Below are 15171 nucleotides of genomic sequence, written 5' to 3'. Positions count from 1 at the left end.
GTGAGCTAGCGTTTATAGGTGTTGGTAACGAAAGGCATGGCCGCGACCTGCAGCGGCAGGCGCTGGCCGCGCACTTCCGCAAAAACTTGCGTGCCGTTGGCGGACAGCGATGTCGGCAGATAGCCCATCGCAACCGGCGCATTGAGGCTCGGGCCGAAGCCGCCTGAGGTGACCTTGCCGATCGGCTCGCTTGAGGCGGCGTCGGCAAACAGCAGCGCGCCTTCGCGCACCGGCGCGCGGCCTTCCGGCCTCAACCCGACGCGGCGGCGAGACGCGCCCTTTTCAAAATGGGAGAGGATTTTTTCGGCACCGGGGAATCCGCCGGCGCGGGCGCCGCCGGTGCGGCGGCTTTTCTGCACCGACCATTCCAGCGCGCCCTCGACCGGCGTCGTCGTGGTGTCGATGTCGTGGCCATAGAGGCAGAGCCCGGCCTCCAGCCGCAGGCTATCGCGTGCGCCGAGGCCAATCGGCAGCACGTCAGGGTTTTCCAGCAGCGCCGTCACCAGCGTCTCGGCGTGCTCGGCCGGAACCGAAATCTCAAACCCGTCCTCGCCGGTATAGCCGGAGCGCGAAACGAAGCAGTCGAAGCCGGCCACCTTGCGCGGTCCGGTGTCCATGAACCGCATCGCTGATACCTCTGCACAATATTTCGCCAGCGCCGATTCCGCTTTCGGGCCCTGCAGCGCGATCAGCGCGCGATCAGCCAGCGAATCGATGATGCACGTATCGGAGAGATGCGCGCGCAGATGCGCCTCGTCCTCGGCCTTGCAGGCAGCGTTGACGACCAAAAACAGGTGGTCGCCGAAATTCGCCACCATCAGGTCGTCGAGAATGCCGCCATCTTCATTGGTGAACTGGGCGTAGCGCTGCCGTCCCGGCGCAACCGCCACGATGTCCTGCGGCACCAGCCGTTCCAGCGCCAGCGCCGCGTCCTCGACCTTGCCGGATTTGGGCCGCAGCGCGAGCTGGCCCATATGGGAGACGTCGAACAGGCCGGCGGCGTTTCGCGTATGCAGATGCTCCTTGAGCACGCCGGCCGGGTATTGCACCGGCATCTCATAGCCCGCGAAGGGAACCAGCTTGCCGCCGCGCGCCACATGGAGCGCGTGCAACGGGGTGCGTTTTAAGGGAGATTCGTCGCGTGCCAGCATCCGTCAGGCCCTCATGGGTTCCGGAGACCAGCCCCCGAAATCCCAAAGAAAGCCCCATCTGTCGCTGTGCCTGAGAGTATTATCCCGTCGGCGGACGCCCTGGGCCAAAGCCGCCCGGCGTCACTTTCCAGATGCTAGTTCGTCACGCGGTTCGTTTGCCTGAGAGTTTCCGGGGCGGTTGCTCCTTCGGCGCCGGCGCTGAAGCCGATCTCTCCCGACGTGACGTCTTGAATATAGGTAGGGAAACACAGGCCTGCCAAGCCTGTCAACGCAGCCGCAGCATTATCAACGGGATGTGCGCGCCCATCTTGTGTGCTGCGGCAAGCCTATGATCCGCCTGCACAGTTTCTGGACACCGCAGGCGGCCTTGTCTAAAAGCGTTCCGCCGGAAGGTTAAAGGCTGGTTGCGGCCTGACCCGGTCCTATTTCCGATTGGATGAACATGAGCGGCGTCAACGAGATCAGGTCGAAGTTTCTGGATTTCTTTGCGGAGAACGGCCACGAGATCGTGCCGTCGTCGCCGCTTGTGCCGCGCAACGATCCGACCCTGATGTTCACCAATGCCGGCATGGTGCAGTTCAAGAACGTCTTCACCGGTGTCGAGAAGCGCCCCTACCAGCGCGCCACCACCTCGCAGAAATGCGTGCGCGCCGGCGGCAAGCACAACGACCTCGACAATGTCGGCTACACCGCGCGGCATCACACGTTCTTCGAGATGCTCGGCAATTTCTCGTTCGGCGATTACTTCAAGGATCGCGCGATCGAGCTCGCCTGGAACCTCGTCACGAAAGAGTTCGGCCTGCCGAAGGACAAGCTGACGGCGACCGTCTATATCGACGACGACGAGGCGTTCAATCTCTGGAAGAAGATCGCAGGCCTGCCGGAGTCGCGCATCATCCGCATCGCCGGCTCCGACAATTTCTGGCAGATGGGCGATACCGGCCCGTGCGGCCCGTGCTCGGAAATCTTCTACGATCACGGCGACAAGATCTGGGGCGGCCCTCCGGGTTCCGCCGAGCAGGACGGCGACCGCTTCATCGAGATCTGGAATCTCGTGTTCATGCAGTTCGAGCAGCTCGAAGGCGGCGTGCGCAACGCGCTGCCAAAGCCCTCGATCGACACCGGCGCCGGGTTGGAGCGCGTCGCGGCCGTTCTTCAAGGCAAGCACGACAATTACGATATCGACCTGTTCGTCGCCCTGATCCGCGCGATCTCGGAGTTGACCGGCGCCGATCCGCTGGGCCCGCAGAAGGCGTCGCTGCGCGTGATCGCCGACCATCTGCGGGCGTCGTCGTTCCTGATTTCCGATGGCGTGCTGCCGTCGAACGAGGGCCGCGGCTATGTGCTGCGCCGGATCATGCGCCGCGCGATGCGCCATGCGCAGTTGCTCGGCGCGCGCGAGCCGCTGATGCATCGGCTGGTCTGGGCGCTGGTGCGCGAGATGGGCCAAGCCTATCCCGAACTGGTGCGCGCCGAAAAGCTGATCGAGGAAACGCTGCGGCTGGAAGAGACGCGCTTCCGCAAGACGCTGGAGCGGGGGCTTTCGATCCTCGACGAAAAGAGCAGCGGCCTGAAGAAGGGCGACATGTTCGACGGCGATACCGCGTTCACGCTGTACGACACCTATGGCTTCCCGCTCGATCTCACGCAGGACGCGCTGAAGTCGCGCGGCATCAGCGTCGATCAGGCTTCGTTCACCGATGCGATGGAAAAGCAGAAAGCCAAGGCGCGCGCGTCGTGGTCGGGCTCGGGCGATACGGCAAGCGAGAACGTCTGGTTTCCGCTGCGTGAGAAGCTCGGCGCCACCGAATTTTTGGGCTATGACACCGAGAGCGCCGAAGGCGTGGTCACCGCGCTGGTGAAGGACGGCAAGGATGCCGACAGCCTGAAGACCGGCGAGAGCGGCGCGATCGTGCTGAACCAGACGCCGTTCTACGCGGAGTCCGGCGGCCAGGTCGGCGACATCGGCCTGCTGACGGGCGAGGGCGTCAAGTTCCGCGTCACCGACATGCAGAAGAAGGCCGGCGATCTCTTCGTGCATATCGGCACGGTGGAGCAGGGTACGCTGAAGGTCGGCACTCCGTTGCAGCTCGAAGTGGATCACAGCAGGCGTTCATCGATCCGCGCCCATCACTCGGCGACGCATTTGTTGCACGAGGCGCTGCGCCAGGTGCTCGGCGATCACATCGCCCAGCGCGGCTCGCTGGTGGCGCCGGATCGCCTGCGCTTCGACTTCGTGCATCCGAAGCCGATCACGGCGGAGGAACTCGCCCGCGTCGAGGACATCGCCAACGAGGTGGTGCTGGAAAACGACGAGGTGACGACGCGGCTGATGGCGGTGGACGACGCCCGCGAAGCCGGCGCGCGTGCCCTGTTCGGCGAAAAATACGGCGACGAGGTCCGTGTGGTCTCGATGGGCAAGGGCCCGCGCGAACAGGGGCGGAACGCACTCGGCTGGTCGGTCGAACTGTGCGGCGGCACCCATGTGCGCCGCACCGGCGATATCGGGCTGATTACGGTGACCGGTGAAAGTGCGGTGGCTTCCGGCGTGCGGCGCATCGAGGCGCTGACCGGCCGTCATGCACGCAAGCACGCCAACGATACGATGGCGATTGCGAAGACGGCGGCGTCCGAGCTGCGCACGACAGTCGACGACATGCCGGCGCGCATCGCGGCGCTGATGGAAGAGCGCAAGAAGCTCGAACGCGATGTGTCGGACGCACGCAAGAAGCTCGCAATGGGCGGCGGCGCGACCAATGGTGGGGCTGTGGCCGGCGGTGTGCGTGAAGCCGGCGGCGTCAAGCTTTTGGCGCGCGCGGTTGAGGGCGTCGAGACCAAGGACCTCAAGAGCCTGGTCGACGACGGCAAGAAGCAGATCGGCTCCGGCGTGGTCGCGATCGTCGGCGTCACCGAGGACGGCAAGGCCGGCATCGTCGTCGGCGTCACGAGCGATCTCACGGCGCGCTTCAACGCGGTTGAACTGGTGCGCAAGGGTTCCGAAGCGCTTGGCGGCAAGGGCGGCGGCGGGCGGCCCGATATGGCGCAGGCCGGCGGGCCTGATGGCGCCAAGGCGAATGCGGCGCTATCGGCGATCGAACAGGCGATGGCGGGCGCTTAAGGCGCAGACAAGCCCGCGCGTGGACTCAGCGCGTAACAAGGCCAGAATGCTGCTGGCTCGACCCGGTCGCAAGCGACCAGGATTGGAAGTCGCGCGCGTGAAGGCGAAGCTCGGTGAGCTGGAAATAAACGGTCTCTGAACTGCTCGTTCGGCCGGCGTTCACGTCAACGCTTGTAGGGTCTCCCCCAGGAACTGGTTAGTGCCTCGTAGACGGAGTCCCGGCCGTGGAACCGACTCCACGCCGCTCGGTTATCTGCGCAGGGACATATGCGCAATGGAGGAGACATCTTGAAGAAGTTTCTTATTCCGGTGGCAGCCGCAGCAATCATGACCGGTGCTGCCTACGCTCAGACGCAATTTCACGTAGTGCAGGACATCTCCACGAGGAAATGCGCCATCGTGGACTAGAGGTCAACCACCACCACTGTGGTTGTTGCGACGGCAAGGTGTTCAAGACGCGCACCGAAGCTGAGACCGGGATGAAGAAGACATCGCCGAAGTGGCCTTTCTATTCATCCGTACATACCAACTGGAGGATCAGGAAATGTTGAATGGAATGCGCAACTATGCGTTCGGCGCTGCAGCGGCGGCTGCTCTTTTTGTAATTCCGATCTCGGCCTTTTCCCAATCCATTGAGGTTGGACCGGGAGGCGTCCGAGTGTACGACGGTCGAGGGGGTGGGCAATGCGAGCAGTTGCGGCGTGCCTGCGAAAACAAGGACGCGTTGGGGGAGCGGGGCGAAGGAAATTGCCGTAGATACCGGGAGACCTGCCAAAGGCCAGTTCGGAGGGATGTGTGCGGCGAATTGAGACAAGCCTGCCTCAACAAGGACGAGTTGGGCGAACGAGGCGAAGGAAATTGCCGCAGGTATCGCGAGACCTGTAGAGGTCGGTTTTAAAGGTCGCTAATTCCTGGTGTTGCAGAGTGGTCCGGCATCGCCCGGCACCGCCCCGCGCACCGGTCATCCCGAGGCCGCCCTGGTTGGCGGCCTCGTTCATATCAGGACAAGCCTGCGATGTTCCTGTGGGCACATCGCACGCGCTGCGGAATTTGGTGGAGCAATAGCGGACATCGATTGAGGCGCGCCAATCAAGCCGAGCAGGATGCGATCCTGGCGCATCCATCGCGCCTGCAAATGGGAACGGCAGAAAGCTGACGTCACCTTCATTCGTCACGCTGCAGCCTGATTCATGGTGATGCTGCAGAGAATCCGCGTTGGCCGAACCCTGGATGGTGCCGCGGACCTTGCGGGCATCATTGGTCGCGGCATTCCGGTAGAAATCCCGATCGCTGGAACTTGCGCAACAGCCGATTTTTGGCGTTCGGGCGAGAGGTGCCAGATGACCTGGTGGATGATAAAGCCATCTCTGTTTGCGTCGATCGTCTTCGGCGCTTCGGTCTGCGTGGCCTTGGCGCAGGACGCCAAGGTTTCAGTCGAGATGATCGGAGCAGGCAGCATGAGTTGCGCTCAGTGGCGGTCTACGGAAGAGCATCGGTTGGAGGGGACTGTCTGGATTCACGGTTTCTGGACGGGACTTAATTACGTCGCCGCGGCGAGTGGCCAAACACAGCCGAAGATCAGTATGTCGTCGATCGTGGCGGAAGTCGAAAAGGCATGCGCCCGGAAAACATCACAGACCTTAGCCAGCGCTGTATGGACGACGTATCTGGGGGCCAAGCGGTAGGGACGCCGATTGTCCGGGCGTCTGTGCACTATTCAGCGCGACCGTCCGGCGCCCTCCGAATTTCCCGATTTTTCAATGAAGAACTTGAAGCGCCGCAACCTGTCGGGTTTCAGACAGAGCTATCTCGCGGTCGATCGAACGATGATCCCAGGCCCGTTCTGACGAACTGTTCTCCTGCGTTCTGACGATCCTGTTGCGCGGTATGCAGTGCCGCTTTCATTATTCTGACTCTCTTGCGGGAACTTGGAGGCACGGGAAAAGTTGGCAGTCGAGCCTCAATCCTGGAAGGGGACGATGATCCGCCCGATATGCGCCGCGCTGGCGCTCACCTGCCTGTCTGCGCCGGCAGACGCCGAAACCTGTATTGCTTCTCGCTATGGTTATAGCGGAGGCCGAACCGCATCGGGCGAGCGGATGAATCCAAATGCGATGACCGCGGCGCATCGCGCCAGACCATTCGGCTCTCACGTCACAGTCACCTCACATTCCACCGGGCGAAGCGTCACCGTCCGGATAAACGATCGTGGTCCGTTCGTGAAGGGACGGTGCATCGACCTATCCACGGGGGCCGCCCGTGTGCTTGGCGTGGCCGGGACTGCGATGGTCTCCCTCCGCTGAGGTAGATGAGCACAAGTGGGAAGCTGCGCCGTGAGGGGCTCAAGCATCGCGGCGCCCGCATTCGGCTGCGCCGCCGGCAGTGGTCCACGGAATTCCAGGACGCTATCGCCGTGTGATCCCAGATTCTTCCATCATGCGGCCATTCTCTCCATCATACGGCCATTGTTTGGACAAGACTGCACGTGTCGGCGGCTGGTCGACCTGTCGGATCGTCGACCGCCACCTTCGGATGACATTGGACGGAAAAGGGAAACGCCAATGAACTCCACGCCCACTCCGAAAGCAACTGAACCCCACGATGCCCCGGTCGCGCGCGCCGATGAGCGATTCGCGCACGCCCACGAACAGATCATGCGCGCGGATGAACAGCTCGCGCGTTTGAGTGAACAGCTTGCAAAAATCGAGCGCGATGCCGCGCGCCCGCCTTCGGCCGCACCTGGCCCGCCATCCCCGCCTGGATGGCCGGTGTTCCGGGCCCTCGTCGGTTTGCCGCTGGCGGCGTGCATCATTGTCGCCGCCCTGGTTTTGCAGTCGACCTATGGCGGCGGGGGCAAGCAGGTCGTCGCCCCTTCGGCGCCGCAGCTCGCTTCAACTCCATCATTGCCGCCGGAAAATCCGCCGGCCCCCGCACAGCCCGCTTCATCTAGCGTTCAAGTGGCCGCGGCGGAGGCCGCACCACCGCAAGCAACGCCACCGCAAGCAACAACCCTGGCTCAGAGCACAACGCAAGACGCCGCACCGACAGCTACCGCTGCGGTTCCCGATCACACGCAGTTGCTGCAAACGATGGCGCGCGATCTGGCGAACATGGAGCGAAGCATCGAACAGCTCAAGGCGAACCAGCAACAAATAGCCAGCAACAATTCAAAAGCCATCGAGGAACTCAAGGCGAGCCAGGAAGAGATAAAACGCGTGCTCGCGAAGGTTTCCGAGCAGAACCTGTCCAGGACGTCACCGCCTCCGACGCAGCCGACTCCGACCTTGCGCAAGCCCGAGCGGTCGCCGCAGGCGAGAGCGCGGCCTCGATACCCAAGGGAATGGATGTACGACGATTGGTAGTCGTCGATGCGGTGATCGTCGAAGGTCCTGTCCTGCAACAACGCCTTGATCCGATACGGAACGCAGCGCGCTGTGGGGTTGCGCGATGTCGTCGTCGTTTGGCGCCACAAGGCGCGACCCAATCCGGACGCCACGTCGGGATAGTGCGGTGCACCGTTCCATTACTCGTTCCTGTTGCTGGCAATTCGGCCTCAGGGCGAGCATAGTTGCGCCGTCACAATTCCGGATAGGTTCATCGGCGTTGATGATGTGGACTCTCCCGGTCAATGCCGTGATCCGCGGTTCGGACAACCGGAGTCCCGCCATGTCTGTTACGGCTTCCAGCGAAACACACCGCCAACACGCCTTCAATTCTGCTGAAATGGGCGCCATCGCTCATCTCTACCGGGGCGAAGTCTACCGTTCGACGATCTGGAGAACGCGGCTCGACAACACGACCAACTGGGCGATCGTCACAATGGGCATCGCCCTGTCGACGACCTTTTCGAGCCCGGAGGCTTCACCCCTGCCGCTCCTGCTCGTAGGCCTGCTCATCGCCGTGTTTCTCGGCATGGAGGCGCGACGTTATCGCTACTTCAATGTCTGGCGCGCGCGAGCGCGGTGGATGGAGATGAATTTCTACGCGCCAATATTCACCGGTGAAGCCCGCGACGATAGCTGGCAGGTGGTGCTCGGGCGCGACTACACGGCGCCCCGCCATCACATTTCGTTTGTCCGCGCGGCGGGACGGCGGCTGCGTCGCAACTACGTCTGGATTCTCGCTGTCCAGGTGATTGCCTATTACGGCAAGATAGCGATCCATCCGACGCCTGCGTCAACCCTGGCGGAATTTGTCGATCGCGCCGCAGTCGGACCGATTCCCGGCTGGGTCGTTCTGATGATAGGCTTTGCCTACAATTTCGGCTGGCTGGCGTTCGCGCTCGGCACGATGTGGCTCGACCAACGCCAGCACAGGGCCACGGGCGACAAGGTGGCGATGGGTTAGCGTAGCGCGAAGCGTCCGTACGGTCCTCTATGACTCGTTCGTCGCCTAACGGAGAAAACGTTCAGCCCTTGCGCAGAAATACGTAGTCCGCCGAGTAGGGCGCGTTGCGATAGGTGCCCGCCTTGTCGCAATCGCCCTCGAGCTTGCCGCCGACCGTATTGATCCGCTGCACCGTCGTGACGCCGGAGAGGATGCCGGTGCCGCGCCCGGACGTTACCGTCAGCTTGAGCCAGGGAATATCGTTCGGCGTGGCGCCAGGCGCGTTGCCGGCGGCCTTGCCGACGACGGCGCTGGAGTCGATGTGTTCCCAGTTCGGCCCGGTATAGTGCCGGCCGACGGTCTTGCCGTCGAGCAGCAAGGCTGCGACCGGTTCACGGAATGCCCAGGCCAGCTTGCCGTCGGCGCCGGCCTTGCATTCGTAGAGCTGCGCGCCTTCGGCATGGAGTGTGAGCACGACGGTCTCTCCGGGCGCGGCGATGGCGTCGGGAAGGAGGGTCTGGGCGGAGGCGCTCAAAACTGACGTCGATGACAAAAGCAGAGCGAGTGCGGCATTCCGGACAATCGGCATCATAAAATCCATGGTGTTGGCCCCGAAAGACCAACACCATTATCAGCCAATTATGCCATCGCCTTGGCGAGGTTGTCCGAAACCGCCGGATGGCAGCGTCGTGTCAGCCCTTGCGCAGGAACACGTAATCGGCCGAGTAGGGGACGCTTTCATAGGCGCCTGCCTTGTAGCAGGCGCCATTGAGCTTTCCACCCATCGTGTTGATCCGTTGCACTGTCGTCACCGGACTGAGAACACCGTTGCCGCGCCGGGAAGCTACTGCGAGCTTCAGCCAGGGAATGTCCATTGCGACCTGCCCCGGGGCCGTGCCGACGACCTGGCCGACCACCGCGCTGCCGTCGCTGTACTCCCAGTTCGGTCCGGCATAATGCCGGCCGACCGTCTTGCCGTCCGAAACAAGCGTCGCGATCGGCTCGCGAAGCGCCCAGGCGAGTGCGCCGTCGGCGCCGGTCTTGCATTCGTAGACCTGCGCGCCTTCGGCATGCAGCTTGAGAATTGCGGTTTCACCCGGAGCTGCGATGGCCTCGGGAAGTGATGTCTGGGCGGTCGCGTTGACGAGCGACCCGGTGAGAAAGATAGCAGCGAGTACGGCGTTCTTAGGGAACGACACGGTATTGCTCCGTCGTTGGTTTTCTATCACTGCGAGCCAACGGGCCGCGCGAATGCGCGACCGGCGACAGGCTCCGAGCAATTCATCGTGCCCCAAGCTGAGACATGGATTGCTCGTCGCTCTGCCCCCTTGCGCAAACGCTTCCCGTTTGTCGCAGGCAATGATGTGGAGGGAGTTGTGAAGGGTGGCTTACGCTGCCATCGCCTTGGCGAGGTTGTCCGAGACCTTGTCGAGGAAGCCGGTCGTGGACAGCCAGCGCTGGTCGGCGCCGACCAGGAGCGCGAGGTCCTTGGTCATGTAGCCTTCCTCGACGGTCGCGACGCAGACCTTTTCCAGCGTATCGGCGAATTTCGCGAGCTCTGGGTTGTTGTCGAGCTTGGCGCGGTGGGACAGGCCGCGGGTCCAGGCGAAGATCGACGCGATGGAGTTGGTCGAGGTCTCCTTGCCCTTCTGGTGCTCGCGGTAGTGCCGGGTCACCGTGCCGTGCGCGGCTTCGGCTTCCACCGTCTTGCCGTCGGGCGTCAGCAGCACCGAGGTCATCAAGCCGAGCGAGCCGTAGCCCTGGGCAACCGTATCCGACTGCACGTCGCCGTCGTAGTTCTTGCAGGCCCAGACATAGCCGCCGGACCATTTCAGCGCGGAAGCGACCATGTCGTCGATCAGGCGGTGTTCGTAAGTGAGCCGCTTGGCCTCGAATTCCTTCTTGAATTCGCGGTCGTAGATGTCCTGGAAGATGTCCTTGAAGCGGCCGTCATAGACCTTCAGAATCGTGTTCTTGGTCGAGAGATAGACCGGATAGCCGCGCAAGAGGCCGTAGTTCAGCGAGGCGCGGGCGAAGTCGATGATGGAATCGTCGAGATTGTACATGCCCATCGCGACGCCGGCATCGGGGGACTTGAACACTTCCTTCTCGATCACGGTGCCGTCTGCGCCGACGAACTTCATCGACAGCGTGCCTGCGCCGGGGAACTTGAAATCGGTGGCGCGGTACTGGTCGCCATAGGCGTGGCGGCCGATGATGATCGGCTTGGTCCAGCCGGGAACCAGGCGCGGCACGTTCTTGCAGATGATCGGCTCGCGGAAGATCACGCCGCCGAGGATGTTGCGGATGGTGCCGTTCGGCGACTTCCACATTTCCTTCAGGCCGAATTCCTTCACCCGGGCCTCGTCGGGGGTGATGGTGGCGCATTTGACGCCGACGCCGACCTTCTTGATGGCGTTGGCGGCGTCGATCGTGACCTGGTCGTTGGTCTGGTCGCGGTACTCCATTCCGAGGTCAAAATACAAAAGCTCGACATCGAGGAAGGGGGTGATCAGCTTGTCCTTGATGTACTGCCAGATGATCCGGGTCATCTCGTCGCCATCGAGTTCGACGACGGGGTTGGTCACCTTGATTTTTGCCATGATGGAGGGGGCCTTTTCTCGGAAAACCGCGCATTTGGGCGGGGTGGAGTGATTATAGGCGGCCTATAGCACTGCAAACCGGCCGGCGAAAGCCAAGCCGTTATGCACTTTCTGCCCATCCTTTAGATTATATTGCTGCCTGGGTTGCCGTCCCCGCGACCACGTACCAGGTCACGAACAGGCCGCAGATCAGGGCGCCGGGCAGGCTGGAGCCGGTCCGCCGCCAGGTGAAGGTCGCGATCACGGCACAGATCGCCAGCAGCGGCACGAACTGGATGGCGACGATGGTCGAGGGCGGCACGAAGCCGGGGTCGGGCAGCGGGTTGAACAGTTTTCCGGTGAGCCAGAGAATGGCGTATTGCCCGCCCACGAGCACGATAAAGCCCAGCGTCAACGCCAGGATATTGGTTAAATAAAGCGCCCCGCGGGGCGCCGCCATGGTCGAGAAATTGCGGTGCAGGACGTGCAGCGCGATCACGAAAAACGCCGTGAACGGCACGAGATAGATCAGGAAGATCAAAAACTGCTTCGCGCTCATCAGCTTCAGCGCGACGATCCAGAACCGGAAGTCGATCTTGAAGGTGAGGTCGGCGAGCCATAGCGCCGCATAGCCGATCGTAACTGACGCGATCGCGATCACGATCGATTGGGCGACGATGCCCGACCGGCTGGCGCGTTTGGGTGCGAACCGCATCAGGGCCAGCGTGATCAGGCCGTTGATGACGGCCCAGACCAGGATCTGGTTGGTGATGCCTTGCGGCAGGACGGCTGAGGGTTTTACGAACGTCCCGCCCAGCGCAAACGCCGGATAATAAGTCAGCGCCGGGATGAAGGCGGACAGGATGAAGGCCGCGGTCCAGCGCCGGCCGCTCGCCGCGGTGTGCTCCGGCATGGTGCCATCGGCCACCTCAGGCAGCCGCAGGCGGGAATACATCGGCGCTTCCAGCAGGCCATCGAAGGCCCCGATCAGCAGCGCGATAAAGCCGAACAGCGCGATCAGCGTGCCGATCTCCTTGCGGAACCAGATCTGGTCATCGACCGGGCGGGGCGTGCCGCCCTGCAGGGTTTTGGCGAACCAGTCGAGGCTGTAACCGATGGCCTCGTGGGAGATGTGTTCGGCCGGATGGGTGATGGCGGGGGTGTGGAGCACGCGCGCCGTTCCCTGCGCGATGTCGCCATAGACCTTGCCTGGTTCCACCGGGCCTTGCGTGCCGAACAGCGCCCACAGCTTCGGGCTCTGGGTGACGTCGCGGGCCTTGTCGACGCCCCACATCAGGCTTGAGAACTCTTCATACTGGGCGAAGACCAGCGCCACGTTTCGCGGCCAGCTTGGGGTCCCTTCGGCGGCGAACGGCTTGCCGGTGGACGAGCCCTCCAGCACCATCGATTTGTAGTCGTTGGGCGCAGCGGTGGCCGCCGCCAGCACGGTCCAGCCGCCCATCGAGTGGCCTTCGAGCCCGATATTGTTCTTGTCGACGAATTCGAGACTGCGCAGATAAGCCAGCCCATCGGGGCCGCCAAAACCGTTGGCGAAAGCGGGCGGGTCGCTATAGCCGTGGCCGGTCTGGTCGAGGGCGAGCACCACATATCCGCGGCGGGCGAATTCGATGGCAAAGCCGTCCTGGGTTTCGCGGGAATTGATGTAGCCGTGGACCGCAAGGATGCCGGGGGCGGGGATCTGCGGCGTGGCATTCGCTGGGATGTAGAGCAGGGCGCTCATGGCGTTGCCCGTGGCGCCCTTGAACCTGACATCCTGGATCCTGATGCCGCCTGCGGTCTGCGTGAAATGGGCGAGCAGGCCGCCCGCCAGGATCAGGACCACGCCCAGTATCGCCAACGACCACCTGCCGCGCATGGACGCCTCCCCTTGATTCCCTCACCGTTGCACCGGCTTTCGGGATGTTTGCAGCTTCGCTTTGTTTGTGATTGTTAGCCTATCCGGAAGTCTAACGCGCGCAAGCGGCGGCGATGGTTCAACCGCAGGTTAGACCTCGGACTTAGAATTTTTCGATCTTAATCTCGCCGCTGGAAAATCGCGCCACGAGATTGCGGCAATGGGGTTCGCCGAACCGTCGAGCCCAAGCATCCATACGATCGATCTCGGGCTGAAGGGCGTCCGACGCCGCTGGCTGCCAGTGCGCTCTCATCTCGCCAAACGGCAGAGCTTCGGTTTCAGAAGCAATGCCGACGAACGGCAGGAAATCCACGTCCCTCTCATCGAGCTTTGACGTCCACCAAGCTGCAACAATTTTCCGCGCACCTTCGATGTATGTAAGCCTTCCCGCCAGCATGTCCTGCGCGGCGTCAAGGATCGCCTGACGGGCTTTCAGGATCTCGGATTCATTCCAGCTCATCCGCGTATCCTAGCCGGCCTCCGGTCCGCATTTCGATGGGGTTCCCATCGATCTTTCCTTACTCAGAAGACCTTGAAGTCTTTGAACAGGGCTCAAATAGGGGTGCTAACCCCACTATTTTGCTTGAGAAATTATCCTATTCAGGCAATCGAAGGCAGCCTGCGGGGATTTGGTGAATCCCCCGATCCTTCAGAAGTTGAATCAGAAAGTGAAGTTGCGAATGTCCGGTTCGGGCACCGATAAAACCAAGTCTGGTTGGGACTTAGCCGGACCCGTTGTGATCCTCGTCGAGCCGCAGCTCGGCGAGAACATCGGCATGGCCGCGCGCGCGATGGGCAATTTCGCGCTTTCCCGTCTAAGAATCGTCAATCCGCGCGACGGCTGGCCGAACATCGCGGCGCAGCGGGCGGCGGCCGGTGCCGACCAGATTCTGGAACAGGCCCAATTGTTCGACACGGTCGAGCAGGCGGTCGCCGACCTGACGCTCTTGTTCGCCACCACGGCCCGCGCTCATGACCAGGCCAAGCCGGTGGTCGCACCGGCAGAAGCGGCGGGCGAGATCGTGGCGCATGTCGGCAGCGGCGGCGGGGTCGGCATCATGTTCGGCCGGGAGCGCTATGGCCTGCAGAACGAGGAGGTGGCGCTCGCCAACCGGATCATCACCTTCCCGGTCAACCCGGGTTTCGCCTCGCTGAATCTAGCGCAGGCGGTGCTGCTGATCGGCTACGAGTGGTTCAAGCTGTCGACGGGCGGCGCCCTGCCGTTCGCGATGCCGGAGCGGTCCGAGCCGGCCTCGCAGCACCAGATGCAGGCGTTCTTCGACAATCTGGTCCGGGAACTCGACAAGGTCGAATTCCTGCGCCCGCGCGAGAAGCGGGAGACCATGCTGGTGAACCTGCGCAACATCTTCACCCGCATGGACCCGACCAAGCAGGACATGCACACCCTGCACGGGGTGGTGATGGCGATCGCCGAAGGCCGCAAGGGTCCGGCCAAGGGCGGCGTGCTGGATGGCGAGCAGGCCACAAGGCTGCGGGCGCTGCTGGCCGAGCACGGGCAGGGGCCGGCGGTTCCCGGCGACAGCTCGACCGTGCGCGGGCTCGCCCGGCTGCTGCGTCGCAACCCGACCGACGCCGAGCGGCTCCTGTGGCAGGCGCTGACCCGCGACCGGCGTTTTGCCGGCCAGTTCAAGCGCCAGACGCCGGTGGGGCGACACATTCCGGATTTCGTTTCGTTCGTGCACCGGCTGGCGATCGAACTCGTCAACCCGAACGAGTCGGAGGCCATCGTTGCCGATCGCGCCCGGCGGAAGACGTGGCTGGAGGCACGCGACTACCGCGTGATCGAGATGCGGGTCGCCGATGTCGAGGCTGATCTGGCGACGGAACTTGAGCGGCTCGAAAAAGCCGTAGGGTGGGCAAAGGCGCGCTAGCGCCGTGCCCACCATTCGTCCGCACCGTTGTGTTGAATGGTGGGCACGCTTCGCTCTGCCACCCTACCGATCGCTGTCCCCGGGCACACAAACGGGGTAAGCTTGCCTCGCTGGGACAGCACGTCGTACTACGCCAATCGCCATGGCGTCGATGCCTTGACCGCGATCCCGCGCGCATCGATCGCGC

Annotated in this window: 12 protein-coding genes and 1 riboswitch; of the genes, 6 read left to right on the top strand and 6 right to left on the bottom strand. The window is 63.0% G+C overall.

Annotated elements, in window-relative coordinates:
- Positions 1 to 5 precede the first annotated feature (5 nt).
- Entirely contained in the window at positions 6 to 1151 is a 1146-nt protein-coding gene (gene gcvT, locus IVB05_RS30375) for a glycine cleavage system aminomethyltransferase GcvT (RefSeq protein ID WP_247779718.1), read from the bottom strand.
- Between the two features lie 137 nt (positions 1152 to 1288).
- Positions 1289 to 1379: riboswitch (glycine riboswitch) on the bottom strand.
- Positions 1380 to 1593: 214 nt separating this feature from the next.
- On the opposite strand from gcvT, the gene alaS reads away from it, so the two are divergent.
- The 5 genes from alaS to IVB05_RS30350 all read left to right on the top strand — a co-directional run bounded on the left by alaS (position 1594) and on the right by IVB05_RS30350 (position 8616).
- On the top strand, positions 1594 to 4269 hold the full coding sequence (gene alaS / locus IVB05_RS30370) for an alanine--tRNA ligase (protein ID WP_247779717.1): 2676 nt from the start codon (positions 1594 to 1596) through the stop codon (positions 4267 to 4269).
- Positions 4270 to 5459: 1190 nt separating this feature from the next.
- Positions 5460 to 5954 (top strand): hypothetical protein, encoded by a 495-nt coding sequence (locus IVB05_RS30365; protein ID WP_247779716.1) that lies wholly within the window; start codon positions 5460 to 5462, stop codon positions 5952 to 5954.
- A 294-nt stretch (positions 5955 to 6248) separates the two neighbouring features.
- The gene (locus IVB05_RS30360; protein ID WP_247779715.1) at positions 6249 to 6572 is read left to right on the top strand and encodes a septal ring lytic transglycosylase RlpA family protein; all 324 of its coding nucleotides are present in this window, start codon (positions 6249 to 6251) and stop codon (positions 6570 to 6572) included.
- 258 nt (positions 6573 to 6830) lie between these two features.
- A complete protein-coding gene (locus IVB05_RS30355) occupies positions 6831 to 7631 on the top strand; it encodes a hypothetical protein (RefSeq protein ID WP_247779714.1) in 801 nt (266 codons plus the stop codon).
- 304 nt (positions 7632 to 7935) lie between these two features.
- Positions 7936 to 8616, top strand: coding sequence for a DUF2270 domain-containing protein (locus IVB05_RS30350; protein WP_247779712.1), 681 nt, complete (start codon positions 7936 to 7938; stop codon positions 8614 to 8616).
- A gap of 61 nt (positions 8617 to 8677) precedes the next feature.
- On the opposite strand, the gene IVB05_RS30345 is transcribed toward IVB05_RS30350, so the two are convergent.
- The 5 genes from IVB05_RS30345 to IVB05_RS30325 form a co-directional block, all read right to left on the bottom strand.
- Entirely contained in the window at positions 8678 to 9184 is a 507-nt protein-coding gene (locus IVB05_RS30345; protein ID WP_247779710.1) for a DUF3455 domain-containing protein, read from the bottom strand.
- A 103-nt stretch (positions 9185 to 9287) separates the two neighbouring features.
- Positions 9288 to 9761 (bottom strand): DUF3455 domain-containing protein, encoded by a 474-nt coding sequence (locus tag IVB05_RS30340; RefSeq protein ID WP_247787133.1) that lies wholly within the window; start codon positions 9759 to 9761, stop codon positions 9288 to 9290.
- Positions 9762 to 9983: 222 nt separating this feature from the next.
- A complete protein-coding gene (locus IVB05_RS30335; protein ID WP_247779708.1) occupies positions 9984 to 11198 on the bottom strand; it encodes an NADP-dependent isocitrate dehydrogenase in 1215 nt (404 codons plus the stop codon).
- Positions 11199 to 11325: 127 nt separating this feature from the next.
- Entirely contained in the window at positions 11326 to 13053 is a 1728-nt protein-coding gene (locus tag IVB05_RS30330; protein ID WP_247779706.1) for an alpha/beta fold hydrolase, read from the bottom strand.
- 142 nt (positions 13054 to 13195) lie between these two features.
- The gene (locus tag IVB05_RS30325; RefSeq protein WP_247779704.1) at positions 13196 to 13552 is read right to left on the bottom strand and encodes a hypothetical protein; all 357 of its coding nucleotides are present in this window, start codon (positions 13550 to 13552) and stop codon (positions 13196 to 13198) included.
- A gap of 220 nt (positions 13553 to 13772) precedes the next feature.
- Between IVB05_RS30325 and IVB05_RS30320 the strand changes: the two genes are divergently transcribed.
- Positions 13773 to 14984, top strand: a complete 1212-nt coding sequence (locus IVB05_RS30320) for a TrmJ/YjtD family RNA methyltransferase (protein WP_247779702.1) — start codon at positions 13773 to 13775, stop codon at positions 14982 to 14984.
- The last annotated feature ends 187 nt before the right edge of the window (positions 14985 to 15171 follow it).

It is taken from the genome of Bradyrhizobium sp. 170, from assembly GCF_023101085.1.
Classification (GTDB): Bacteria; Pseudomonadota; Alphaproteobacteria; order Rhizobiales; family Xanthobacteraceae; genus Bradyrhizobium.
Note: the sequence above shows the minus strand (reverse complement) of the source record. Positions and strands in the feature narration are given on the sequence as shown.

Bases quoted from the DNA above. Each gene is read 5' to 3' on its own strand.
- IVB05_RS30355 (WP_247779714.1), top strand. From the start codon at position 6,831: ATGAACTCCACGCCCACTCCGAAAGCAACTGAACCCCACGATGCCCCG.
- IVB05_RS30365 (WP_247779716.1), top strand. From the start codon at position 5,460: ATGGTGATGCTGCAGAGAATCCGCGTTGGCCGAACCCTGGATGGTGCC.
- gcvT (WP_247779718.1), bottom strand. From the start codon at position 1,151: ATGCTGGCACGCGACGAATCTCCCTTAAAACGCACCCCGTTGCACGCG.
- IVB05_RS30360 (WP_247779715.1), top strand. From the start codon at position 6,249: ATGATCCGCCCGATATGCGCCGCGCTGGCGCTCACCTGCCTGTCTGCG.
- IVB05_RS30335 (WP_247779708.1), bottom strand. From the start codon at position 11,198: ATGGCAAAAATCAAGGTGACCAACCCCGTCGTCGAACTCGATGGCGAC.
- IVB05_RS30325 (WP_247779704.1), bottom strand. From the start codon at position 13,552: ATGAGCTGGAATGAATCCGAGATCCTGAAAGCCCGTCAGGCGATCCTT.
- IVB05_RS30345 (WP_247779710.1), bottom strand. From the start codon at position 9,184: ATGCCGATTGTCCGGAATGCCGCACTCGCTCTGCTTTTGTCATCGACG.
- IVB05_RS30320 (WP_247779702.1), top strand. From the start codon at position 13,773: ATGTCCGGTTCGGGCACCGATAAAACCAAGTCTGGTTGGGACTTAGCC.
- IVB05_RS30330 (WP_247779706.1), bottom strand. From the start codon at position 13,053: ATGCGCGGCAGGTGGTCGTTGGCGATACTGGGCGTGGTCCTGATCCTG.
- alaS (WP_247779717.1), top strand. From the start codon at position 1,594: ATGAGCGGCGTCAACGAGATCAGGTCGAAGTTTCTGGATTTCTTTGCG.
- IVB05_RS30350 (WP_247779712.1), top strand. From the start codon at position 7,936: ATGTCTGTTACGGCTTCCAGCGAAACACACCGCCAACACGCCTTCAAT.